The organism is Seohaeicola nanhaiensis (genome assembly GCF_042654245.1).
Taxonomy (GTDB): domain Bacteria; phylum Pseudomonadota; class Alphaproteobacteria; order Rhodobacterales; family Rhodobacteraceae; genus Seohaeicola_A; species Seohaeicola_A nanhaiensis.
The window spans coordinates 1-21,536 of record NZ_JBHSGI010000024.1 but is presented as its reverse complement, the minus strand read 5'-3'; the positions used below and the strand labels follow the sequence as shown (position 1 = coordinate 21,536).

At 63.2% G+C, this 21,536-nt stretch carries 37 protein-coding genes; 10 read left to right on the top strand and 27 right to left on the bottom strand.

Annotation, left to right across the window (positions count from 1 at the left end):
- Nucleotides 1-13: 13 nt before the first annotated feature.
- Together ACFO5X_RS14530 and ACFO5X_RS14525 are read right to left on the bottom strand one after the other, a co-directional pair.
- Complete coding sequence (locus ACFO5X_RS14530; protein ID WP_380718189.1) at nt 14-622, bottom strand: hypothetical protein; 609 nt, start codon at nt 620-622, stop codon at nt 14-16.
- Between the two features lie 77 nt (nt 623-699).
- Nucleotides 700-1,140: a transposase gene (locus tag ACFO5X_RS14525; RefSeq protein ID WP_380718188.1), complete on the bottom strand. Its 441-nt coding sequence runs from the start codon at nt 1,138-1,140 to the stop codon at nt 700-702.
- A 298-nt stretch (nt 1,141-1,438) separates the two neighbouring features.
- Between ACFO5X_RS14525 and ACFO5X_RS14520 the strand changes: the two genes are divergently transcribed.
- The 5 genes from ACFO5X_RS14520 (at nt 1,439) to ACFO5X_RS14500 (ending at nt 3,907) form a co-directional block, all read left to right on the top strand.
- Complete coding sequence (locus ACFO5X_RS14520) at nt 1,439-1,810, top strand: eCIS core domain-containing protein (RefSeq protein WP_380718187.1); 372 nt, start codon at nt 1,439-1,441, stop codon at nt 1,808-1,810.
- A 97-nt stretch (nt 1,811-1,907) separates the two neighbouring features.
- Nucleotides 1,908-2,465 (top strand): L,D-transpeptidase, encoded by a 558-nt coding sequence (locus ACFO5X_RS14515; RefSeq protein ID WP_380718186.1) that lies wholly within the window; start codon nt 1,908-1,910, stop codon nt 2,463-2,465.
- A 28-nt stretch (nt 2,466-2,493) separates the two neighbouring features.
- Nucleotides 2,494-3,030, top strand: coding sequence for a DUF4329 domain-containing protein (locus ACFO5X_RS14510; protein ID WP_380718185.1), 537 nt, complete (start codon nt 2,494-2,496; stop codon nt 3,028-3,030).
- A gap of 154 nt (nt 3,031-3,184) precedes the next feature.
- Nucleotides 3,185-3,394 carry a cold-shock protein gene (locus ACFO5X_RS14505; RefSeq protein WP_189679345.1) on the top strand — a complete coding sequence of 70 codons (210 nt, stop codon included), beginning with the start codon at nt 3,185-3,187 and terminating at the stop codon, nt 3,392-3,394.
- 141 nt (nt 3,395-3,535) lie between these two features.
- Entirely contained in the window at nt 3,536-3,907 is a 372-nt protein-coding gene (locus ACFO5X_RS14500) for a hypothetical protein (RefSeq protein ID WP_380718184.1), read from the top strand.
- A 29-nt stretch (nt 3,908-3,936) separates the two neighbouring features.
- Here the strand turns inward: ACFO5X_RS14500 and ACFO5X_RS14495 are convergent, their stop codons facing one another.
- Nucleotides 3,937-4,554 carry an SOS response-associated peptidase gene (locus tag ACFO5X_RS14495; protein WP_380718183.1) on the bottom strand — a complete coding sequence of 206 codons (618 nt, stop codon included), beginning with the start codon at nt 4,552-4,554 and terminating at the stop codon, nt 3,937-3,939.
- Between the two features lie 3 nt (nt 4,555-4,557).
- Nucleotides 4,558-5,196, bottom strand: a complete 639-nt coding sequence (locus tag ACFO5X_RS14490; RefSeq protein ID WP_380718182.1) for an arylesterase — start codon at nt 5,194-5,196, stop codon at nt 4,558-4,560.
- A 52-nt stretch (nt 5,197-5,248) separates the two neighbouring features.
- Here ACFO5X_RS14490 and ACFO5X_RS14485 point away from each other — a divergent pair, with 52 nt between their 5' ends.
- Together ACFO5X_RS14485 and ACFO5X_RS14480 are read left to right on the top strand one after the other, a co-directional pair.
- Nucleotides 5,249-5,944 (top strand): ABC transporter ATP-binding protein, encoded by a 696-nt coding sequence (locus ACFO5X_RS14485; RefSeq protein WP_380718181.1) that lies wholly within the window; start codon nt 5,249-5,251, stop codon nt 5,942-5,944.
- On the top strand, nt 5,941-8,469 hold the full coding sequence (locus ACFO5X_RS14480; protein ID WP_380718180.1) for an ABC transporter permease: 2,529 nt from the start codon (nt 5,941-5,943) through the stop codon (nt 8,467-8,469). The genes ACFO5X_RS14485 and ACFO5X_RS14480 overlap by 4 nt, the downstream gene beginning before the upstream one ends.
- Before the next feature lies 1 nt (nt 8,470).
- Here ACFO5X_RS14480 and ACFO5X_RS14475 read toward each other — a convergent pair whose 3' ends face one another.
- Nucleotides 8,471-8,917 carry an RrF2 family transcriptional regulator gene (locus ACFO5X_RS14475; protein ID WP_380718179.1) on the bottom strand — a complete coding sequence of 149 codons (447 nt, stop codon included), beginning with the start codon at nt 8,915-8,917 and terminating at the stop codon, nt 8,471-8,473.
- Between the two features lie 90 nt (nt 8,918-9,007).
- Between ACFO5X_RS14475 and ACFO5X_RS14470 the strand changes: the two genes are divergently transcribed.
- Together ACFO5X_RS14470 and ACFO5X_RS14465 are read left to right on the top strand one after the other, a co-directional pair.
- Nucleotides 9,008-9,577, top strand: coding sequence for a gamma-glutamylcyclotransferase family protein (locus ACFO5X_RS14470; protein WP_380718178.1), 570 nt, complete (start codon nt 9,008-9,010; stop codon nt 9,575-9,577).
- Between the two features lie 59 nt (nt 9,578-9,636).
- A complete protein-coding gene (locus ACFO5X_RS14465) occupies nt 9,637-9,852 on the top strand; it encodes a hypothetical protein (protein ID WP_380718176.1) in 216 nt (71 codons plus the stop codon).
- Nucleotides 9,853-9,864: 12 nt separating this feature from the next.
- Here the strand turns inward: ACFO5X_RS14465 and ACFO5X_RS14460 are convergent, their stop codons facing one another.
- The 18 genes from ACFO5X_RS14460 to rplB all read right to left on the bottom strand — a co-directional run bounded on the left by ACFO5X_RS14460 (nt 9,865) and on the right by rplB (nt 18,304).
- A complete protein-coding gene (locus tag ACFO5X_RS14460; protein WP_380718175.1) occupies nt 9,865-10,080 on the bottom strand; it encodes a DUF1127 domain-containing protein in 216 nt (71 codons plus the stop codon).
- A 203-nt stretch (nt 10,081-10,283) separates the two neighbouring features.
- Nucleotides 10,284-10,472, bottom strand: coding sequence for a 50S ribosomal protein L30 (gene rpmD / locus ACFO5X_RS14455; protein WP_380718174.1), 189 nt, complete (start codon nt 10,470-10,472; stop codon nt 10,284-10,286).
- Between the two features lie 12 nt (nt 10,473-10,484).
- On the bottom strand, nt 10,485-11,057 hold the full coding sequence (rpsE, locus tag ACFO5X_RS14450; protein WP_380718173.1) for a 30S ribosomal protein S5: 573 nt from the start codon (nt 11,055-11,057) through the stop codon (nt 10,485-10,487).
- A 164-nt stretch (nt 11,058-11,221) separates the two neighbouring features.
- A complete protein-coding gene (rplR, locus tag ACFO5X_RS14445) occupies nt 11,222-11,578 on the bottom strand; it encodes a 50S ribosomal protein L18 (RefSeq protein ID WP_380718172.1) in 357 nt (118 codons plus the stop codon).
- Between the two features lie 11 nt (nt 11,579-11,589).
- Complete coding sequence (gene rplF / locus ACFO5X_RS14440; protein ID WP_380718171.1) at nt 11,590-12,123, bottom strand: 50S ribosomal protein L6; 534 nt, start codon at nt 12,121-12,123, stop codon at nt 11,590-11,592.
- Between the two features lie 11 nt (nt 12,124-12,134).
- Nucleotides 12,135-12,527, bottom strand: coding sequence for a 30S ribosomal protein S8 (gene rpsH / locus ACFO5X_RS14435; protein WP_380718170.1), 393 nt, complete (start codon nt 12,525-12,527; stop codon nt 12,135-12,137).
- Nucleotides 12,528-12,540: 13 nt separating this feature from the next.
- Complete coding sequence (gene rpsN / locus ACFO5X_RS14430) at nt 12,541-12,846, bottom strand: 30S ribosomal protein S14 (protein WP_380718169.1); 306 nt, start codon at nt 12,844-12,846, stop codon at nt 12,541-12,543.
- Nucleotides 12,847-12,864: 18 nt separating this feature from the next.
- Nucleotides 12,865-13,428 carry a 50S ribosomal protein L5 gene (gene rplE / locus ACFO5X_RS14425; RefSeq protein WP_380718168.1) on the bottom strand — a complete coding sequence of 188 codons (564 nt, stop codon included), beginning with the start codon at nt 13,426-13,428 and terminating at the stop codon, nt 12,865-12,867.
- Nucleotides 13,421-13,732, bottom strand: coding sequence for a 50S ribosomal protein L24 (rplX, locus tag ACFO5X_RS14420; RefSeq protein WP_380718167.1), 312 nt, complete (start codon nt 13,730-13,732; stop codon nt 13,421-13,423). Before rplX ends, rplE begins: the two co-directional genes overlap by 8 nt.
- Nucleotides 13,732-14,100, bottom strand: a complete 369-nt coding sequence (rplN, locus tag ACFO5X_RS14415; protein WP_189679329.1) for a 50S ribosomal protein L14 — start codon at nt 14,098-14,100, stop codon at nt 13,732-13,734. Before rplN ends, rplX begins: the two co-directional genes overlap by 1 nt.
- A gap of 76 nt (nt 14,101-14,176) precedes the next feature.
- A complete protein-coding gene (rpsQ, locus tag ACFO5X_RS14410; RefSeq protein ID WP_380718166.1) occupies nt 14,177-14,407 on the bottom strand; it encodes a 30S ribosomal protein S17 in 231 nt (76 codons plus the stop codon).
- 13 nt (nt 14,408-14,420) lie between these two features.
- On the bottom strand, nt 14,421-14,627 hold the full coding sequence (gene rpmC / locus ACFO5X_RS14405) for a 50S ribosomal protein L29 (protein WP_189679327.1): 207 nt from the start codon (nt 14,625-14,627) through the stop codon (nt 14,421-14,423).
- Nucleotides 14,628-14,832: 205 nt separating this feature from the next.
- Nucleotides 14,833-15,453, bottom strand: a complete 621-nt coding sequence (locus ACFO5X_RS14400) for a TIGR02466 family protein (protein ID WP_380718165.1) — start codon at nt 15,451-15,453, stop codon at nt 14,833-14,835.
- A gap of 209 nt (nt 15,454-15,662) precedes the next feature.
- Complete coding sequence (gene rplP / locus ACFO5X_RS14395; protein ID WP_380718164.1) at nt 15,663-16,076, bottom strand: 50S ribosomal protein L16; 414 nt, start codon at nt 16,074-16,076, stop codon at nt 15,663-15,665.
- 12 nt (nt 16,077-16,088) lie between these two features.
- Nucleotides 16,089-16,799, bottom strand: a complete 711-nt coding sequence (gene rpsC / locus ACFO5X_RS14390; RefSeq protein ID WP_380718163.1) for a 30S ribosomal protein S3 — start codon at nt 16,797-16,799, stop codon at nt 16,089-16,091.
- Nucleotides 16,799-17,179: a 50S ribosomal protein L22 gene (rplV, locus tag ACFO5X_RS14385; protein WP_380718162.1), complete on the bottom strand. Its 381-nt coding sequence runs from the start codon at nt 17,177-17,179 to the stop codon at nt 16,799-16,801. The genes rpsC and rplV overlap by 1 nt, the downstream gene beginning before the upstream one ends.
- A 3-nt stretch (nt 17,180-17,182) precedes the next feature.
- Nucleotides 17,183-17,461, bottom strand: a complete 279-nt coding sequence (gene rpsS / locus ACFO5X_RS14380; protein ID WP_380718161.1) for a 30S ribosomal protein S19 — start codon at nt 17,459-17,461, stop codon at nt 17,183-17,185.
- The gene (gene rplB, locus ACFO5X_RS14375; protein ID WP_380718160.1) at nt 17,462-18,304 is read right to left on the bottom strand and encodes a 50S ribosomal protein L2; all 843 of its coding nucleotides are present in this window, start codon (nt 18,302-18,304) and stop codon (nt 17,462-17,464) included.
- Between the two features lie 270 nt (nt 18,305-18,574).
- Here rplB and ACFO5X_RS14370 point away from each other — a divergent pair, with 270 nt between their 5' ends.
- Entirely contained in the window at nt 18,575-18,991 is a 417-nt protein-coding gene (locus ACFO5X_RS14370) for an SRPBCC family protein (RefSeq protein ID WP_380718157.1), read from the top strand.
- A gap of 183 nt (nt 18,992-19,174) precedes the next feature.
- Here the strand turns inward: ACFO5X_RS14370 and ACFO5X_RS14365 are convergent, their stop codons facing one another.
- The 4 genes from ACFO5X_RS14365 to rpsJ are packed head-to-tail and all read right to left on the bottom strand — an operon-like array spanning nt 19,175 to nt 21,284.
- On the bottom strand, nt 19,175-19,471 hold the full coding sequence (locus ACFO5X_RS14365) for a 50S ribosomal protein L23 (protein ID WP_380718156.1): 297 nt from the start codon (nt 19,469-19,471) through the stop codon (nt 19,175-19,177).
- A complete protein-coding gene (gene rplD / locus ACFO5X_RS14360; protein ID WP_380718154.1) occupies nt 19,468-20,085 on the bottom strand; it encodes a 50S ribosomal protein L4 in 618 nt (205 codons plus the stop codon). The genes ACFO5X_RS14365 and rplD overlap by 4 nt, the downstream gene beginning before the upstream one ends.
- Nucleotides 20,082-20,951, bottom strand: a complete 870-nt coding sequence (rplC, locus tag ACFO5X_RS14355; RefSeq protein WP_380718153.1) for a 50S ribosomal protein L3 — start codon at nt 20,949-20,951, stop codon at nt 20,082-20,084. The genes rplD and rplC overlap by 4 nt, the downstream gene beginning before the upstream one ends.
- A gap of 18 nt (nt 20,952-20,969) precedes the next feature.
- Nucleotides 20,970-21,284, bottom strand: coding sequence for a 30S ribosomal protein S10 (gene rpsJ / locus ACFO5X_RS14350; RefSeq protein ID WP_189681786.1), 315 nt, complete (start codon nt 21,282-21,284; stop codon nt 20,970-20,972).
- Nucleotides 21,285-21,536: the final 252 nt, after the last annotated feature.

The window sequence follows — 21,536 nt, the reverse complement described above, 5'->3', positions numbered from 1 at the left end:
GTCTGTGGTTTTTTCAGACCACCAGCGGAAGAAACAGAAGGGCCGAGCGCAGCAGCAATTTGTTCGAATTCAGCGCGGCGGCGATGCGGATGTGATGATCGCCCGCGCCGGCAGAGGACCGCAGCAGCCGGGTTTCGGCCTGCTCCAGAGCGGCGATAAACTCAGTCTTGGCAGAGGGCAGCGCGTCAGCCCGGATCGCGCGGAATTGCTGGCTGCCCATACGAACCTGCGGCGCGCGGCGGTCCTGGTTTCGGCGGACGGTGCGGCTGAGCGAGCGCTCGACGTCGGACAGGATGATCCGCGCCTGCTCGTAGGCCGCGTTGCCCGCCAGTTGGCCCGCGGCCTGGCCGTAGACCTGACCATAGCAGTCGTAGCGATAGACCTTGTCCAGCCGCTGGCAGCCGCGCACGCCGCTGGTCAGCAGCTTGATAACGGCATTGGTGGTCGCCGCACTGATCTGGCCGCCTGAATTGCTTCCCGAAGACCAGCCCGACGAGGCGCCACCAGTGGAGCCGTTGATTCGCAGCCGGCTCGAGCTGTCGTAGCCGTCGCCATAGGCGAAAACGGTTGTGGGCAAGGCAAGGGAGACTGCGAGCAGCAGGCGGAATGCATAAGAAATCATAACGGCACTATCCAATCGCATTGTCTTGAATTTTCACAACTCTAACACCGGACCCGCGAAACGCCTAGCGGCCGTGCTCAGCCGGAAATCGGCGAATCGTCGTGGATCGAGGAATGCGCCCACTCTTCCGGCCGGCCGGCCAGCCCCTGGCGAACGGGCGCGAACCAGCATTGGCGCACGCAGTCGGCGTAATCGACGACACTGCTGACAATGCGGGGCGGTTCGGCAGAGCGCCAGCGCGCGCGGCCCGGGCCCACCGCCCCGGCAAACGCGCGGCGAATCGCGCGCCAGCGCCCGGCGGTATCCAAGTCGCCCGGTGGCAGGGTCCAGACACAGAGCATACGGTCGGGAAGCGCGACCCAGGCGTCAAGGCGGAAGGGCCGATGCTTCTGAACACGCATGAAGGCGGCGCGCAGGGCGTCGATTTCCTCGACCAGAAGCTGCTGCCCGGGTTTGGCCAGCGCGAGGGTCATGAACATGGTCGACGGGCTGTCGAGGTCAAAAGATCGGTGCAACATGGAATCAGTCTTTCCGCAAACCGGTTAATTGGCGGTAAATTCCTACCTGCCCAAACCTGCGCGCGTTTCGTCCTGTGTCGAATCTGCCTGGCCTCTGGCCTTGCATGGGCACCCTTTCCGAGTCTGGCCGGTACAGCGCCGAAATATCATCGGCCCGGAACCGGGCGGTTCTGTGACGCCATTGCGACCTTAATCAGACCGCTTCGTCGGTGACATTGTTCACAGTTATCGCGACGGCAAGCGGTTATGCTGTGCATGACGCCGGCGAATCGACCGCGCCCAAATCGGGAGGGAGACCATGAGCAAGGATGACGTAATCCAGATGGCCCAGTCCAGAGAGGGCAAGAAGGCGCGTATGAAAAAACTGGAGACTGAACCTTCGGGCACCCGCGAAAAGAAGCTGCCGAAGGAGGTCAAGGAAGGGCTTGAAGAACATTTTGGAGTCAAGCTGAACAAGGTGCGCGTGCATACCGGAGGCAATATCAAGGACATTTGCCGCGAGCTGAAGACCAAGGCATTCTGCATCGACCAGAACCTCTATTTCGCCAAGACCAGCGATGCGAAGAACTCCGAGATGCTGACGAACCAGCTGACGCAGGTGATTCAGTTGTTCAACGACAAGGTCAAGAAGAAGACCAAGCAAGGCCGCGCGCTGATCGGCAAGAAGTAAGCGGGCCGGAACGCCTGCTACGAATGCGCGAGCATATTGACCGCAGGGCCGAGTGGATTCATCATGGCACCAGACGATGTCCTGCCGGAGACCTGAGATGTTTTCGCGCCGCAGCTTTCTGACCGGTTCCGCCGCCGCCCTGGCCGCGCCGACGCTCGCACGTGCCAAAGCGGCCGAGACCTTTGATCCCACCCCGCAATATATCCGGGTGAAACGGGATTTCCTCCCCGGCCAGATTCTGATCACCCCGGCGGACTTCTACCTGTACCTCGTGACCGAGCCGCGCAAGGCGATCCGGTACGGGATCAGCGTCGGGCGCGCGGGGCTTCAGTTCACCGGGCAGGCGGTGGTGCAGGTCAAGAAGGAATGGCCCACATGGCGGCCGACGCCGGAGATGATCCAGCGCGATCCGCGCACCTATGCGAAATTCGTCAATTCCGACTATGTGCAGCCGGGAGGACCCGGGAACCCGCTGGGGGCGCGGGCGCTTTACCTGTTCCAGGACGGCCGCGACACCGGCGTTCGCATCCATGGCACCATCGCACCCGAATCCATTGGCACGGCGGCGTCGAGCGGTTGTTTCCGGATGATCAACGAACACGTGATGGACCTCTACAACCGGGTGCCGCTCGGCACGGTCGTGACGGTATTCTGAGCCTGCCGCGCACGTCGGGCAGAGCGCCGTGATCATACTTCTGTTTCTGGCAACGGCGCTTGTGCTGGGGCGGAGTCCGGCTCCGCCGCGGCCGCCTCCGGCCGATGAGGTCGCGCTGGTGATCCGCAAGCTGGGTCCGCTGCAGACCATGTCCTTCGCGACCGATCGCGAGTTCTGCGGCTATCTTCTGGAAGGCAGGGGCGGCGTTCTGTTCTTTACCAAGATGACCCGCGGCGGGCGGGACGGCTGCACGCCCCGGATGCCAGATTCCGGGCCCCGTGTGGTGGCCTCGGTACATACCCATGGTTCATACGATCCGCAGGTGCCGGCCGAGTTCCCCACGACTCTCGATCTGGAGAGCGACCGTCGCGAGGGTGTTGCGGGATATGTCGCCACTCCGGGAGGGCGGTTATGGTATATCGATAGCGTGCGGATGGTGACCTATCAGCTGTGCGGAACCGGCTGCCTGCCGCAGGATCCGGACTTTCACGACGGCGATGACGGAGTCATCGCGATCCGCTACAGCCATCGGCAACTGCTTGCCCTCGAAGGCGGCGCCCCCTGAAAACACTTGCCAGAATGTGTTTTTAGTCCCATATGGCATGCTGCGACGTTAAGCTATCGACCCAACTGCTCCGACCCGGCTCAGTCCTCGATCTTGCAAAGACTGAGCCGACCTGCCGCATCCCGTGGGCAGCTGACAAACAGGAGTAACGACGATGGCCAAAGGCACCGTCAAGTGGTTCAACGCCACCAAAGGTTTCGGTTTCATCGCCCCCGAGGGCGGTTCCAAGGACGTGTTTGTCCACATTTCGGCTGTTGAGCGCGCCGGTCTGACCGGTCTCGCCGACAACCAGAAGGTCAACTTCGACATCCAGCCCGGCCGCGATGGCCGCGAAGCTGCCGTGAATATCACTCTGGCCGACTAAGCCTGACGATACCGCGAAATAGGGGCCGGATGCGCAAGCGTCCGGCCTTTTTTCTTGTTACGCCGATCTCTGGGTTTTGCTTTTTGAGGCGATTGAGTCCAATATCAGCTTTTTAATGACTTTGTGGGGCTTAGTGCCGTCATGCAACGCAATACCTCTGCTCCTCGTGTCAAGCTTTCGAAGCTACGTGACATTGGTTGGAACCTTTGGGATCCCATCGGACTTTTGGATTCTGACGAAGTTTCGCAAGGGGAATGGGACGATGAGAATTGCGAGGCGTTTGCAAATGAATATGACCGCTACCTTGTTCATGCAGCCTCACAGTTAAGGCGAGGAGAATTGACCGAGAAGGTGGTCGATTACCTCGTTGACATCGAAACCAGCCATATGGGACTTGGGGAAAGTCTGACATCCCGTCAACGGGCTGAAGCTGTCGTGGAAGCCATTCAGGCCGCGGGTGACAGTATCTGGACGTGGCCCGATGAACAGGGGCGGTTTCCTGGTCGCGGATGACTGTTTCGTCCGCATAGGCACCTTGGCCCTCAGGTGTCGGACCAATCCACTCCTGTCGCCGCTTCCACGACCAAACGACCGTCAGGCCATGGGTTCATCAGCTGCGCCGCCCGCTCCTCCGAACCGTTCAGCCAGATCGGCACGTCTTCGGCCTTAATGATCACGGCCATGCGGTGATGCACCGGGCGGACGTCGGCATTGGGTTCGCAGGTGACCGTGGCGATCTGGGGCACCACCTGTCCGCCGGGAGCGGTCCAGGTATCGGTAATGGCGGCAAAGAACAGAAGGCCGGGCTCGGCGGAGCGGATGCGCCAAGCGATCTTGCGGCGTCGCTCGCCGGTCCACTCGTACCAACCGTCCACCGGCAGGACGGCGCGGCCGGTGCCGGCAAAGGCGCTCTTGTCGAAAACGGTTTCCGACCGGGCGTTGACGATGGTCTCCATCACCGGGCGGCCACGCGCGTTGACGCGGCCGACAGGGATCATCCCCCAGCGCATGTGTTGCAGGCCTTCGGGAGTCAGCGCGACGACCGTCTGTCCGGGGGATATGTTTTGACGCGGTGGCTCATTGGCAACCGGCTCTGGATCAAGGCCGAACCGGGCCGCGATCTCGGCCACGGGGGTTGTCAGGAACACCCGGCCCGGCATGACCTAATCGGCCCGGGCACGTGCGGCGAGGTCGAGGACGCTCGGCCCGATGCTGGCGACGATCCTGGCGACGCCCTGTGCGTTGGGGTGAATGCCATCTTGCTGGAACCATGCGCGCAGCGCCGCGGGGTCGCCTCCCCCACCCAGGCCCGCGAAGAAATCGGGCAGAAAGAGTGTGCCGTATTGCTGGGCCAGATCCGCGTAATTCGCCTCGAACTCGGCCTTGTACTCCGGGCCGTAGTTGCCCGGGGCGCGCATCCCGATCAGCAGGACCGGCACCTGCGCCGAACCGGCCGCCTTGAGAATGGTTTCCAGATTTCTGCGCGCCTCGGCGGGGTCGATGCCGCGCAAGAGATCGTTCCCGCCCAGCGTCACGATCATTGCATCGACATCTGGCGTCAGGGTCCAGCCTACCCGCGCCGCGCCGCCGGCCGTGGTATCGCCCGAGACGCCGGCGTTGATCAGATGCACCTCGGCCCCCTGCCCGTTGAGCCAGCGCTGCAGCTGAGGCACCAGACCGTCGTCGGGAGGAAGCCCATAGCCCTGGGTCAGGCTGTCGCCGAGGGCGGCGATGGTAATTTCCTCGGCATGGACCATCAACGGCGAGAAAATCACGAGAATGACGGCCATTAGCTTGCGCATTGCGAGCGGAACTCCATATGGCTTGGAACAGATCATCAAATTGACAGGGCCGATGTCAGACCCAGTGCTTTCCCTCAAAGATGCTGCTTTGTCGCTGAATGGCAATGCCGGGCGTGTCGATATCCTCCATGGCATCACGATGGACGTGATGCAGGGCGAAAGTCTGGGGCTGGTCGGGCCATCGGGATCCGGTAAATCCTCTCTTCTGATGTTGATGGGCGGGCTGGAGATGGCGACGTGGGGCAGCATCCTGGCCCTGGGCAAAGACTTGACGCGCATGAACGAGGATGCGCTGGCACGTTTCCGGCGCGATCACATGGGGGTCGTGTTCCAGTCGTTCCACCTGATCCCGACGATGACAGCCCTGGAGAATGTGGCGACGCCGCTTGAACTGGCCGGCGCCAAGGACGCGTTTGCGAGGGCCGCGGCAGAACTGGAGGCCGTCGGCCTTGGCGCGCGCGCAAACCACTATCCGGCGCAGCTGTCGGGTGGGGAGCAGCAGCGGGTTGCGCTGGCCCGGGCAATCGCGCCCCGCCCGCAGATCCTGCTGGCGGACGAACCGACGGGCAACCTTGACGCCGCCAATGGTGCCGCGATTGTCGAACTTCTGTTCGGGTTGCGCGACCGCCACGGGGCGACGCTTGTGCTGGTGACGCATTCGGACGACCTGGCGGCCCGGTGCGACCGGGTGGTTCGGTTGCATGACGGTCGCATTGCCCAAGACGCGCAGCGGGACGCCGCCGAATGAACTGGGGCCTGCCGTGGCGGCTGGCGCGGCGCGAGTTGCGGGGCGGATTGCGGGGTTTTCGCATCTTCCTGGCCTGTCTGGCGCTTGGCGTCGCGGCGATTGCTGCGGTTGGCACGGTCCGGGCAAGCATCGAGGCCGGGCTGGTGCGCGAAGGAGCGGCGCTGCTGGGCGGCGATGCCGAGATGGATTTCACCTATCGCTTTGCCACCGATGCCGAAAAGGCCTGGATGGGCAAGCAGGCGCTGGCAGTGTCGGAAGTGGTCGATTTCCGCTCGATGGCCCTGGTCGACCGGGACGGCACGCCGGAGCGTGCGCTGACGCAGGTGAAGGCGGTGGACGGGGCCTATCCGCTGATCGGCGCCGCCGTTCTGGACCCTGAGATGCCGTTGGAAGTGGCGCTGGCCGGCAGGGATGGCCAGCCCGGTGCTTTGATGGAGCGTGTGCTGATCGACCGCCTGGGGCTGGCGCCTGGCGATACCTTTCGACTAGGCACGCAGGATTTCGTATTGATGGCAGCGTTGGTGCGCGAGCCGGACAATGCCTCGGCGGGGTTCGGCCTTGGGCCGCGCACGATGGTGGCGACACCGGCGCTGGAGGGTGCGGGGCTGCTGGCGCCGGGGTCGGTCTATTCGACGAAATACAGGCTGGACCTGCCGGCGGGCACCGACCTCGAAGCGTTGTCGCAGGAAGCCGAGGCGCAGTTTCGCGACAGCGGGATGCGCTGGCGAGACTCGCGCGACGGCGCACCCGGTGTTTCGCGTTTTGTCGAGCGGATGGGTGCGTTTCTGGTGCTGGTGGGGTTGTCGGGGCTGGCCGTGGGGGGCGTTGGCGTTTCGGCGGCGGTGAGGTCCTACCTTGCCAGCAAGACCAGCGTGATTGCCACCCTGCGCACCCTCGGGGCCGAACGCCGCACGATCTTCCGCACCTATTTCCTGCAGATCGGCGTGCTTTCACTGGTCGGCATTGTCATCGGGCTGGCCCTTGGCGGGCTGATCCCGGTGCTGCTGGGTCCGCTGATCGAGGCGCAATTGCCGGTCCCTTCGGCCTTTGCGCTGTATCCCGCGCCGCTGATGGAAGCCGCGACCTACGGGCTGCTGACGGCCTTCCTGTTCACCCTCTGGCCGCTGGCACGGACTGAGGAGGTGCGGGCGGCCACGCTGTTCCGTGATGCCTTATCGGGCGCGCGACTGCTTCCGGCGCCGCGCTATCTGGCCGCCACCGCCCTGGGGCTGGCGCTGCTGGTGGGACTCGCGGCCTGGTTCAGCGGCACGCTGTGGCTGACGCTTTGGACCGGTGGCGGCCTCGTGGGCGCCCTGCTGTTGCTGGCGGGCGCGGCCTGGGCCATTCGCCGTATCGCGCGACGGTCGACCCGGCTGGCGCGAGGGCGACCACCGCTGCGCTGGGCGCTGGCGGCCATCTCGGGCCCGCGTGAGGCGGCGGCGTCCGTGGTGCTGTCGCTCGGGCTGGGGCTGTCGGTGCTGGCTGCGGTCGGACAGATCGACGGCAACCTGCGCAATGCCATCACCGGCGACCTGCCAGATATCGCGCCGTCGTATTTCTTCGTCGACATCCAGAAGGACCAGATGGAGGGTTTCACCGAACGGCTGCAAACCGACCCGGCGGTGCATCGCGTCGATTCGGCGCCCATGCTGCGCGGCGTGATCACCCGGATCAACGGCCGCCCCGCGCGGGAGGTGGCAGGCGATCACTGGGTGGTGCGTGGCGACCGGGGGGTGACCTATGCTGGCGCCCTGCCCGCGCGGACGCACATTACGGCCGGCACCTGGTGGGGTGCGGAGTATTCCGGGCCGCCGCAGATCAGCTTTGCCGCCGAAGAAGCCGCCGAGATGGGACTGAAACTGGGTGACGAAATCACGGTAAACATCCTTGGGCGCGACATCACCGCGCCAATCACCAGTTTCCGCGAGGTGGATTTCTCGACCGCCGGAATCGGCTTTGTCCTGACGATGAACCCCGGCGCGCTGGAAGGCGCACCACATACCTTCATCTCGACCGTCTACGCCGACGAGGAGGCCGAGGCCGCGATCCTGCGCGATCTGGCCGGAGCCTATCCGAACATCACCGCGATTCGCGTACGCGATGCGATCGACCGGGTGTCGGACGTGCTGGCGAGCCTGGCCGCCGCAACCTCATGGGGGGCCGCAGCGACGCTGCTCACCGGGTTCCTTGTGCTGATCGGAGCGGCGGCCGCAGGCGAAGGCGTACGCACCTACGAAGCCGCGGTGTTGAAGACATTGGGCGCGACCCGCGCGCGCATTCTGTCGAGCTTTGCGCTGCGCGCCGCCCTGCTTGGCCTGGCGGCCGGAGTGGTGGCATTGGGAGCAGGGATCGCCGGAGGCTGGGCCGTCAGCCGGTTCATCATGGAGACGAAATTCGCCGTGATCTGGCCCTCGGCGCTTGGGATCGTGGGCGGCGGGGTCCTGACGACCCTGGTTGCTGGCCTTTTGTTTGCCTGGCGGCCGCTGGCCGCTCGGCCCGCCCGGGTGCTGCGCGCTCGAGAGTAGGTCAGGCCACGCTGCGCAGCGGCTGCAAAAGCTGAGCCATCGCGGGGTTGTCCCGCATGACCGAAGCCAAGGTGTAATTGTCGAGATGGTTGTAAAAGGCGTGTGTGGCCTCTTCCAGGACGCCACGCAACGCGCAGACGGCGACAAAGCGGCAAGAGCAGTCCGCATCCGCCACGCAATTTTCCGGTGACACACATCCTTCGACATCGCGAAACACCTGACCGATGCCGATTTTCTCGGGCGCGCGTCCCAACCGGATACCGCCGTTCCGCCCGCGCTGGGTGTCGAGATAGCCAAGCCGGCCCAACTGGTTAATCACCTGGGCCAGATGGTTTTCAGACACATCGCAACATTGGGCAATCTCGGCTTTTGTCACGAGCCGGCTGTCATTGGTCGCGCAATACATCAGAAGTCGCATCGCGATACTGGTTCTTTTGGTGACACGCATTTATGGACTCTCCCGGTAAATCCACTTGCGTCACTGTCTCACATCGGGGCAGACCGCGATTTGATACAAGTCAAATGACGGATTAGGCGGATGTCCGGCCCCGACCCATACTTCTTCGGTTACGGAAGCCTTGTGAACCGGGCCACCCATGACTACCCGATGCCGCGGCCCGCGCGACTGACCGGCTGGGCGCGGACGTGGAAGCACACCGCGCTGCGACCGGTCGCCTTCCTCACGGCTGTGCGCGATCCATCCAGCACCATAGACGGTCTGATCGCCCCCGTGCCGGGCGGCGACTGGATGGCGCTGGATGCGCGCGAATGGGCTTATGAGCGGTTGCTGACAACAGACGTCGTCCATGACCTGCCGGGCTCGGTGGAGATCGCCGTCTACGCAGTACCCAACACCCATCAGGCCTCCCCGGATATTTCGCACCCGATTCTGCTCAGCTATCTCGACGTGGTGGTTCAGGGCTATCTGCGAGAGTTCGGCCGCGATGGAGTCGGCCGGTTCTTTTCCACCACACATGGCTGGAACGCGCCCATTCTGGATGATCGACCGGCGCCACTCTATCCCCGCGCACAACAGCTGAGCGTGGAGGAGACCGCGCTGGTGGACAGCTATCTGATGCAGATGGATGCACAGATCATTCGCAATTGATCCGATTGCAAGCGCCGCATGGCCGGATTAGCCTCTCGCGCCGTGAGGGGTATCATCTGATGAAAATCGTTCTGAGCGCTTTGGGTATTGCCGCAGGCGCGATTGTGGGCGCGGCGGCGGGTATGTTTCTGCTGTTGATACTGGGATCGGCTTTGGGACTGGGCGATTTCGAAGGGGAACGCGCGATGACAGCCGCATTTGTTGGCGGACCCGTCGGCGCCTTGATCGGCGCCGTCTTGGGGCTGGTGCTGGTCAGGCGCATGCTGCGCGCCTGATCCAGAGACAGCTTATTTGCCGTAGGCGTGCTCGCGAGCGATGCTGCGAATGTGCGAGCGGTGCAGGCCGAGGTCTGCGAGTTCACGATCGGAGAGGCCGGCAAGTTCTGCAACCGTGCGGCGGTAAACCTTGTTGCGCGAATAGGCTTCGCGAACCGCTGCAGTCAGCGCGCGGAAGCGGTCGCCGAAGTGAATGTCTTGTGCCGTAGCGCGGAGAGTCTGTGCCATTTCAAGGCCCTTTCAAGTTGCGCGGGGCCCGCCTCCTCCGCCTCCCGGAACCCGCAATTGCTGCAATGCAGAATAATCATACTGCAGCGCGTCAACAACGGCCATTCCGGCAAAGCCGCCCTGCGCCAGAGGCAGGGCTCGGCGCAAAGGAAAACGCCCCGGAGATGTCTCCGGGGCGTCGCACAAGGCGCTGTAAGGGCGCCTTATTCCTTCTCTTCGACGATCTGCACCAGATGCGGGATCGAATTCACCATGCCGCGCACCGAGGGAGTATCCTCGAGCTCGCGGGTGCGGTGCATCTTGTTCAGCCCCAGACCAACCAGCGTGGCACGCTGCTTGGCGGGACGGCGGATCGGCGAACCGATCTGCTTGACGACGATGGTTTTTGCCATGTCCGGCTCTCCTTAGGCTTCGGCCGCTTCGACCGGGGCTTCGTCGCGCTTCGGCAGGATATCCGAAACCTTCTTGCCACGGCGCTGAGCCACCGAGCGGGGCGACTGTTCGTTCTTCAGCCCGTCAATGGTGGCGCGGATCATGTTGTAGGGGTTCTGCGAGCCCAGCGACTTGGACACAACGTCCTTGACGCCCAGCATCTCGAACACGGCGCGCATCGGACCACCGGCAATGATCCCGGTCCCTTCCGGCGCGCTGCGCATGACGACCTTGCCGGCGCCATGACGGCCTTCGATGTCGTGGTGCAGCGTGCGGCCTTCGCGCAGCTGAACGCGGATCATCTGGCGGCGCGCCTGTTCGGTCGCCTTGCGGATCGCCTCGGGAACTTCCTTGGCCTTACCCTTGCCAAAGCCGACGCGGCCCTTCTGGTCGCCCACGACGACGAGCGCCGCGAAACCGAAGCGCTTACCACCCTTGACGGTCTTGGAGACCCGGTTGATCGCGACCAGGCGGTCGGCGAATTCGGGGGTTTCCTCGCGTTCGCGGCGGTTGCCCCTGCGGTTGTTGTTGTCTTCCCGTGCCATACGGCATCCTTTCTGTCGCGGCGCCGTGGCGCCCGGTTTTCCAATCCAGGTGAGCGTAAGGCTCCCGGATCATCGAGGCGACAGGTGCCGCCTGCAAATGCAAGGAGGGCAGATTGCCCACCCTACGAGTATGGGTAGGGTGGGCAATCTGCCCACCGCCACCGTCAGATGTTCAGCCCTGCTTCACGCGCGGCGTCGGCCAGAGCCTTCACCTTGCCGTGGAACAGATAGCCGCCGCGGTCGAAGTAGGCGTCGGATACACCGGCCTTCTTCGCGCGTTCGGCAATTGCCGCACCGATCTTGGCCGCCGTGGCAGCGTCGTTCTTGCCGGTGGCCAGATCCTTTTCGAGGGTCGAGGCCGCGGCAACGGTAACGCCTTTCACGTCGTCGATCAGCTGGCAGCTGATGTTCTTGTTCGAGCGGTGCACCGACAGGCGAAGACGCCCGGCGTTGACCTTGCGAAGTTTGTTCCGGACGCGCAGGCGGCGCTTGAGGAACAGTTGTCTTTTGCTGTTTGCCATCTCTCGCGTCCTTACTTCTTCTTGCCTTCCTTGCGGAAGATGAACTCTTCCTTGTACTTGATGCCCTTGCCCTTGTAGGGCTCCGGGGCGCGCCAAGCACGAATGTTCGCGGCGACCTGGCCGACCTGCTGTTCGTCGATCCCTTCGACGACAATCTCGGTCTGCTTCGGCACCGTGACGGTGACGCCCGGAGGCGGCGCAAAGTCGACATCGTGGCTGTACCCGAGGTTCAGCTTCAGAATGTTGCCGGCCATTGCCGCACGGAAACCCACACCGTTGATCTCAAGCTCGCGCTTGAAACCGGTGCTGACGCCGATGACGAGGTTCTCGATCATCGAACGGGTCATCCCCCACTGCTGGCGGGCCCGCTTGGACATGCCGCGCGGTTCAACCTTCACTTCGCCGTCGCCCACGGTGATCGTCACGTCATCCGTCGCATTGAAGGTGCGGGTGCCCTTGGGGCCCTTGACTTCGATCGACTGACCTTTGACCGTCGCGGTCACGCCCGAGGGCAGCGGAACGGGCTTCTTGCCAATACGAGACATTTCAACCCTCCTTAGAATACGGTGCAGAGCACTTCGCCGCCAACGTTGGCGTCGCGTGCGGCTGCGTCCGACATCACACCTTTCGGGGTGGAGACAATCGACACGCCCAGGCCATTACGGACCGAAGGAATGTCCTTGACGCCCATGTAGACGCGGCGGCCGGGCTTGGAAACCCGCTTGAGCTCGCGAATGACAGGGGTGCCTTCGAAGTATTTCAGGCTGATCACCAGAGCCGGATGGCCGTCGGCCCCGGTGGTGTGCTCGTAGCCGCGGATGTAACCCTCGGCGGCGAGGACATCCAACACCCAGGCGCGAAGCTTGGAGGCGGGGGTCGTTACCGTGGACTTGCCGCGCAGCTGGCTGTTGCGGATCCGGGTGAGCATGTCTGCGATAGGATCGTTCATGACTGTCTCTCCCTTACCAGCTCGATTTCACCATGCCGGGGATCTGGCCGTTCGAGCCCAGGTCCCGGAGCGCGATCCGGCTGATTTTCAGCTTGCGGTAATAGGCGTGCGGACGCCCGGTGAGCTGGCAGCGGTTGTGCAGCCGGGTTGCCGAGCTGTTGCGCGGCAGTTCGGCGAGCTTGAGCGTTGCGCGGAAGCGTTCTTCCATCGGCTTGCTCTGGTCGTTGATGATTGCCTTGAGCGCGGCCCGCTTGGCGGCATACTTGTCGACCAGTTCCTGACGCTTTTTCTCGCGTTCGATCATCGATTTCTTGGCCATGTCTGTTCCTTCCCGCGCTTACGAGTTGAAGGGCATGTTGAAATGTTTCAACAGCGCCTTGGCTTCAGCGTCGGTTTTCGCCGTGGTGGCGATCACGATGTCCATTCCCCAGACTTCATCAACCTTGTCGAAGTTGATTTCGGGGAACACGATATGTTCCTTGAGACCCATGGCATAGTTGCCGCGGCCGTCGAAGGATTTGCCGGAGACGCCGCGGAAGTCGCGGACGCGCGGCAAGGCGACGGTGATCAGGCGATCGAGGAATTCATACATCCGGTCGCCGCGCAGGGTCACTTTCGCACCCAGCGGCATGTCCTCGCGGACGCGGAAGCCGGCGATCGATTTCTTGGCCTTGGTGACGACGGCGTGCTGGCCGGCAATCGTGCTCAGGTCTTCCTGGGCCGACTTGACCTTCTTGCTGTCGCGAACCGCTTCTGCGCCGGCACCGATGTTGAGAACGATCTTCTCAAGGCGCGGGATCTGCATGTCGTTCTTGTAGCCGAACTCTTCCTTCAGGGCCGCACGGATCTTGTCCTTGAAAGCGGCCTTGAGGCGCGGGGTGTAGTTGGCGGTGTCAAGCATCGATCACGTCCCCCGTGGTCTTGGCGAAACGCACCTTCTTGTCGCCGTCCAACTTGAATCCGACCCGGGTCGGTTTGCCGTTGGCGTCGATCAGTGCGAGGTTGGACAGCTGGATCGGCATCGCCTTGGGGATGCGGCCGCCCTGGCTGTTCTGGCTTTGGCGGGTGGCGCGGATGGCGACGTTGATGCCCTCCACGACGGCCTTGCCGGCCTTGGGGTCAACGGAGGCGATAGTGCCTTCCTTGCCCTTGTCCTTGCCGGTGAGCACGACGACCTTGTCGCCCTTGCGGAGTTTCGCAGCCATCAGAGCACCTCCGGAGCCAGCGAGATGATTTTCATGAAGTTCTTGGCGCGCAGTTCGCGCACCACCGGCCCGAAGATACGGGTGCCGATCGGCTCCATGTTGTTGTTGATGATGACCGCGGCGTTGCGGTCAAAGCGGATGGACGTGCCATCCTCACGGCGGACTTCCTTGGCGGTGCGAACGACAACGGCCTTGCGGACGTCACCCTTTTTCACGCGGCCGCGCGGAATCGCTTCCTTGACCGATACCACGATGATGTCGCCAACCGACGCGTAGCGCCGATGCGACCCACCGAGGACCTTGATGCACTGAACTCGGCGGGCGCCGGAGTTGTCAGCGACATCCAGATTGGTCTGCATCTGGATCATTTGGTTTCTCCCGACCTTTGGGGGCTGTTCTGGTTATTGCCCCCAGGGTTTCGCTCAAACCGGGTGTGTTGAAGACTTACGCCTCCAGCACCTCCCAGCGCTTGGTTTTCGACTTCGGAGCGCATTCGATGATGCGGACGGTGTCGCCCACGTTGAATGCGTTCTTTTCGTCGTGGGCCCGATACTTCTTGGACCGACGGACGGTTTTCTTCAGAACCGGATGGGTAAAGCGACGCTCGACCAGAACGGTGATGGTCTGCTCGTTGGCGTTGCTGGTCACGGTGCCTTGCAGGATACGCTTGGGCATCTTCGAAAACTCCTTATTCCTGCGCGGCCGCAGCGGCGGCCTTCTGGTTCAGCACGGTCAGCACGCGGGCCGCGTTGCGGCGGGCGGCGCGGATCCGGGCCGGGTTTTCCAGCTGGCCGGTGGCCTGCTGGAAACGCAGGTTGAAGCTTTCCTTCTTCAGGTTGGCCAGTTCCTCGCGGAGCTGGTCCGGGGTCTTGTCGTGCAGTTCCTTGGCGTTCATGCGCCAAACTCCTTTCAACATCACCGGAAGGCCCCTTGCCTCATGCGCGAGGGTCACCCTGATTCCAGTGGAGTACATGGATGAGCGGCCCCTATAGGCGGGATTGGCGGGGATGGCAAGCCCTTCATGCCCGTTGTCGCGTAGGGTGCGCAATCTGCCCACCTTTCCCGGCCAAGGTGAGCGGAATCGCCCACCCTACACAGCCCTAGCCCCAGCCGTAGTTGAAGCTGACCGAAATCCGGTCTTCGTCGGACATGTTCACCGGCACCTCGTGGCGCAGCCAGCTTTCCCAGAGGAACACCTCCCCCGGCAGCGGCGCAGCGTAGACGAAGGGGCGTAGCTCGGGGTCCGCCTTCTTGCGACGTGGTGGGGCGGCCATCATCATCGGCAGCCGCGGGTCCTCGAGCTTGAGCGCGCTGGCGCCCTCGGGCACCGCGACATAGGTCGTGCCGCTGATCACGCTGTGAGGATGGATGTGTGAAGTATGCACCCCTCCGGGAGGCAGGATGTTGATCCAGAGCGAGTCGAGCTTGACCTTCTGGCCGCCGAGATCGAATTGCAGTTCCTTGACGAAGGCCGCGACGTGTTTGTCGAGCACCTTCACCAGCTCCTTGAAGACCGGAAAGCGCCAGGCCAGGTCTGCGAGCGAGGCGTAGCTGGTGTAGCCCGGATAGCCGTTCTTTTCGCACCATTTCTGGCCGGCCTCGTCGTCCTCTGCAATCGACAGACACGAGTTTTCCAACTCGTCCAGATCCACCGGCTTGCCCTGCTCGGACAGTTGCGCGCGATAAAAACGGGTGACGAAGAGTGAATCGATCTGAGCCATGGCGGTGACATACAGCAGGTTCCGGAATTTGGCGAGAGCACTCCAGCTGGCCCTTTCGCTCTCTTCCGACGGTTCTTGACGCGTCCCGCTGGCCAGATGCTAGTCGGAAAACAAAACCCCCGCCGAACGCTTCGGCGGGGGCTCTTACTGTTCATCGGCGCGCGGACCCCGGATTCCTCGAAACCCGCTGAACCGCGCTGCGCGAGGTTTTACCAGTCTTCGCGGTGCACGACGCGGGTCTTGATCGGGAGTTTCATCGCCGCAAGGCGCAGGGCCTCGCGGGCGATTTCCTCGTCGACGCCGTCGAGTTCGAACATGATCCGGCCCGGTTTCACCCGGCAGGCCCAATAGTCGACCGAACCCTTACCCTTACCCATCCGGACTTCGGTGGGCTTGGAGGTCACCGGAACATCCGGGAAAATCCGGATCCAGACGCGGCCCTGGCGTTTCATGTGGCGCGTGAGCGCCCGCCGTGCGGCCTCGATCTGACGCGCGGTGACGCGTTCGGGTTGCAGCGCCTTCAGGCCGAAGCTGCCGAAGTTCAGGTCGCTTCCGCCCTTCGCCTCGCCGTGGATACGGCCCTTGTGCTGTTTGCGGAATTTCGTACGCTTTGGTTGAAGCATCTGTTCTACTCCTTACCGGCGACCGCCGGCGGCGCCGCGCGGTGCGGGGCCATCCTGCAGTTCCTGCGTCTTGCGGTCACGCGCAGCGGGATCGTGCTCCATGATCTCGCCCTTGAAGATCCAGGTCTTGATCCCGATGATCCCGTAGGCGGTCATGGCCTCGACATGTGCATAGTCGATGTCGGCACGCAGGGTGTGCAGGGGCACGCGGCCCTCGCGATACCACTCGGTCCGGGCGATCTCGGCCCCGCCGAGGCGGCCCGAAACGTTGACCCGAATGCCGAGCGCACCCATCCGCATGGCGTTCTGCACGGCGCGCTTCATGGCGCGGCGGAAGGACACACGGCGTTCCAGCTGCTGGGCGATGCTCTCGCCGACCAGGCGGGCGTCCAGTTCGGGCTTGCGGACCTCGACGATGTTGAGGTGCAGTTCCGACTTGGTCATCGACGCGATCTTCTTGCGAAGCGTCTCGATGTCCGCGCCTTTCTTGCCGATGATGACACCCGGACGAGCCGCGTGGATCGTGACCCGGCACTTCTTGTGCGGGCGTTCGATGATCACGCGGGCGATGCCGGCCTGTTTGCATTCTTCATGGATGAATGCGCGGATCTTGAGATCTTCGAGAAGAAGATCGCCGTAATCCTTGGTGTCGGCGTACCAACGGCTGTCCCAGGTGCGGTTGACCTGAAGGCGCATGCCGACCGGATTGACTTTGTTACCCATCAGGCTTGCTCCTCGACTTGACGCACCTTGATCGTCAGTTCCGAAAACGGCTTCAGGATGCGGCCATAGCGGCCACGTGCCCGGGGACGGCCACGCTTGAGCACCATGTTCTTGCCGACATAGGCCTCGGCGACGACGAGTTCGTCGACGTCCAGGTTATGGTTGTTCTCGGCGTTGGCGATCGCGGACTGAAGGCATTTCTTCACGTCCTCGGCAATCCGCTTCTTCGAGAAGGTCAGGTCGCTCAGCGCCTTGTCGACCTTCTTGCCGCGGATCATTGCGGCGACCAGGTTCAGCTTTTGCGGGCTGGTGCGAAGCATGCGCAGTTTGGCCATTGCTTCGTTGTCAGCCACGCGGCGGGGGTTCTTTTCCTTGCCCATGACTTACTTCCGCTTCGCTTTCTTGTCGGCCGCGTGACCGTAATAGGTCCGGGTCGGCGAATACTCACCGAACTTCTGACCGATCATGTCTTCGGAGACGTTGACGGGAATATGCTTCTTGCCGTTGTAGACGCCAAACGTCAGGCCCACGAACTGGGGCAGGATCGTCGAGCGGCGCGACCAGATTTTGATGACATCGTGACGGCCGCCTTCGCGGGCCGCTTCGGCCTTCTTCAACACATAGGCGTCGACGAAGGGACCTTTCCAGACAGAGCGAGACATTTAGCGCCCCTTCTTCTTGGCGTGCCGCGACCGGATGATCAGCTTGCTGGACGCCTTGTTGCGATTGCGGGTCTTGGCACCCTTGGTCGGCTTGCCCCACGGGGTCACCGGGTGACGGCCACCCGAGGTGCGGCCTTCACCACCGCCGTGCGGGTGGTCGATCGGGTTCATCGCGACGCCGCGGACGGCGGGGCGCTTGCCAAGGTGCCGGTTGCGGCCAGCCTTGCCGATGTTCTGGTTGCTGTTGTCCGGGTTCGAGACGGCACCGACGGTGGCCATGCACTCCTGACGAACCATGCGGAGTTCGCCCGAGGACAGGCGGATCTGCGCATAGCCGCCGTCACGGCCGACGAACTGGGCGTAGGTGCCCGCGGCGCGTGCGATCTGGCCGCCCTTGCCGGGTTTCATCTCGATGTTGTGGACGATCGTGCCGATCGGCATACCCGAGAAGGGCATCGCGTTACCGGGCTTGATGTCGGCCTTGGCCGAGGCGATCACCTGATCGCCAATGGCGAGACGCTGGGGCGCAAGGATATAGGTCTGCTCACCATCCTCATACTTCACCAGCGCGATGAAGGCGGTGCGGTTCGGGTCGTATTCGATCCGTTCCACGGTAGCGGCCACGTCGAGTTTGGCGCGCTTGAAATCGACGATCCGATAGAGGCGTTTTGCCCCGCCGCCCTGGCGGCGCATCGTGATCCGTCCGGTGTTGTTACGGCCACCGTGCTTGTTCAAACCCTCGGTGAGGGATTTGACAGGACGGCCCTTGTACAGCTCCGAACGGTCGATCAGCACCAGCCCGCGCTGGCCCGGCGTCGTCGGCTTATACGACTTGAGTGCCATGCTTTCTGTCTTCCGTTAGCTTTGCGGCGGGTATCCCCACCGCTATGTTTGAGGCCCTGAGGCCCGTGGTATAGGGCCCCGAAGGTCCCCGGTTCGTATAAAGTCACAGGCCCCGGAACGAATCCGGGGCCGCGCGACTGCGGTCAGGTAACAGAGCGCCCCTGCCCTGTCCATAGGTTCACCGCGATTTATTGCCGAGACGCCCAGGCAGGCTGGGAATACGCCGGGGTGATGCTAGGATCACGCGCGAGCGGTTTGGGAGAACGGGCCATGAATTCTGGGACGATCACGATAGACGCGCTGGTGAAGGCCCCGATCGACACTGTGTGGAGGGCCTATACCGAGCCCGCCCACATCACCCAGTGGAACTTTGCGAGCGACGACTGGTGCTGCCCTTGGGCTGAGAACGACCTGCGCGTCGGTGGAGTCTACCAGGCGCGTATGGAGGCGAAGGACAAGAGCTTTGGCTTCGACTTCGAGGCTGTCTACAATGAGGTCAAGCCCGGCGAACGGCTGGTCTACACCATCGGTGACGGCCGGCGGGTGCAGACCGATTTCACGCCGGAAGGCGATGGCGTGCGCGTGACGACGGTTTTCGAAGCCGAAGACACCCACCCAGTCGAGATGCAAAGGGACGGCTGGCGGGCCATTCTGGACAGTTTCAAGCGTTACGCCGAGACTTTGTGACCTAGGCTGGCAGGTAATGCCGAATTTACGCCTGTGCGACCCCTTCGACGGGGGCTTACCGACAGCAAAGACATTGCGACGCAACTTCCGAACCAACAAAAGTGCGCCCCCGCCAGAACCGCGCGGCAAAAAGAAAACCCCCGGCATTGCCGGGGGCTTCCAATTTCACGGACGGAGGTGGCCTCAGAGACCCGTGGTCACGTCGATCGTGTTGCCCTCTTCGAGCGTCACGTAGGCCTTCTTGACGTCCCGACGCGTGCCCGGACGGCCCTTGAACCGCTTGACCTTGCCCTTGGTGATGGTCGTGTTGACGGCCTTCACCTTGACATTGAACAGCGTCTCCACTGCTTCCTTGATCAGCGGCTTGGTGCTGTCCATCGCCACCTCGAAGACAACGGCGTTGGCTTCCGACGCCATGGTTGCCTTTTCGGTGATGATCGGCTTGCGGATCACATCATAGTGCTGGGGTTTCGCGCTCATTTCAGACGAGCCTCCAGTGCTTCGATCCCCGCCTTGGTGATCACCAGGGTGTCACGCTTGAGGATGTCGTAAACGTTGGCGCCCATCGTCGGCAGGATGTCCAGGCCTTCGATGTTGCGTGCGGCGCGTGCGAAGTCTTCGTTGACCGAGGCGCCATCGATGATGAGCGCGCGCTTCCAGCCGAGGCTGGCGATCTGCTTGGCGAGGGCGCCGGTCTTGCCCGCGGCCTCGGCGGCTTCGATCACCACCAGCTCACCCGCCTTGGCCTTGGCCGAGAGGGCATGCATCAGGCCGAGTTTGCGCACCTTCTTGGGCAGGTCATGCCCGTGGCTGCGCGGCGTCGGGCCCTTGTAGGTGCCGCCGTGACGGAAGATCGGGGCCTTCTTGGAGCCGTGGCGAGCGCCGCCGGTGCCCTTCTGGCGATAGATCTTCTTGGTCGAATAGCTGACATCCGACTTGCCCAGCACCGAGTGGGTGCCGGCCTGTGCCTTGTTGCGCTGCCAGCGCACCACACGGTGCAGAAGGTCGGCGCGCGGCTCCAGCCCGAACAGGGCCTCGTCCAGATCGACGCTGCCAGCCTTGGCGCCGTCGAGCTTGATCACGTCGAGTTTCATTCTTCGCCTTCCTTCTTCTCGGTGGCGGCTTCGTCACCGGCTTTGTCCTCGGCGACCGATTCCTCGGCGGCCTTCAGCGCGGCGGCTTCGGCGGCGGCCTGCTCTTCGGCAAGACGCTTGGCTTCGGCTTCGGCCTCTGCGGCGGCGGCGGCGGCGGCTACTTCAGCGGCCTTGGCGGCCTCTTCGGCAGCCGAACGCAGAGCGGCCGGCAGGATCGCATTCTCGGGGAACGGTTTTTTGACGGCGTCCTTCACCGTCACCCAACCGCCCTTCGAACCCGGGACCGCGCCCTTGACCATGATCAGGCCACGGGCAGAATCGGTGCGCACCACTTCCAGGTTCTGGGTGGTGACACGGACGGTGCCCATGTGACCGGCCATCTTCTTTCCTTTGAAGATCTTGCCGGGATCCTGACACTGACCGACCGACCCGTGCGAGCGGTGGCTGACCGACACACCGTGCGACGCCCGAAGGCCGCCGAAGTTGTGCCGCTTCATGACACCGGCAAAGCCTTTACCGATTGAAGTGCCGGCCACATCGACATACTGGCCCGCAAAGTAGTGGTCGGCTGTAATTTCCTCACCGACGCCAATCAGGTTCTCGGGGTCGACCCGGAACTCTGCCACTTTCCGCTTGGGCTCGACCTTTGCCGCGGCAAAGTGGCCGCGCATCGGGGCGCTGGTCCGCTTGGCCTTGGCCGCGCCGGCACCGAGCTGAACTGCGGTATATCCATCTTTCTCGGCCGTGCGCTGAGCGACAACCTGAAGGTTGTCGAGCTGCAGAACGGTCACCGGAACCTGACGGCCGTCTTCCATGAAGAGGCGCGTCATACCGACTTTTTTAGCAATGACTCCAGAGCGCAACATCGCGTCTCGCCTCCCTGATTACGACTGCAGCTTGATCTCGACGTCCACGCCGGCGGCGAGGTCGAGCTTCATCAGCGCGTCCACCGTCTGCGGGGTCGGATCGACGATGTCGAGCAGCCGCTTGTGGGTGCGGATCTCGAACTGGTCGCGGGATTTCTTGTCGATGTGAGGCCCACGCAGAACCGTGAACTTCTCGATCTTGTTCGGCAGCGGGATCGGTCCGCGCACCTGCGCGCCGGTCCGCTTGGCGGTGCTGACGATCTCTGCGGTGCTGGCGTCCAGCACGCGATAGTCGAACGCCTTCAGCCGAATGCGGATGTTTTGGCTTTGAATGGCCATTTTGTCGTCCCCTTCGAGGGCATGTCCGGTTGAGAGGAGGGCCGGCGCCCATCGCCGCCCCTCATCGAACCTCTTTTTCTTGGCAGAGGCCGCGGGGGCCTCCTTCGTTAGTCCGGTGCGGGCACGCCGGAGACCTTCGAAGAAAGCCTCCGGCCATCCAACCGGCGGACAAGGTCCGCCTTACTTGACGATCTTGGCGACGACGCCCGAACCGACGGTGCGGCCGCCTTCGCGGATGGCGAAGCG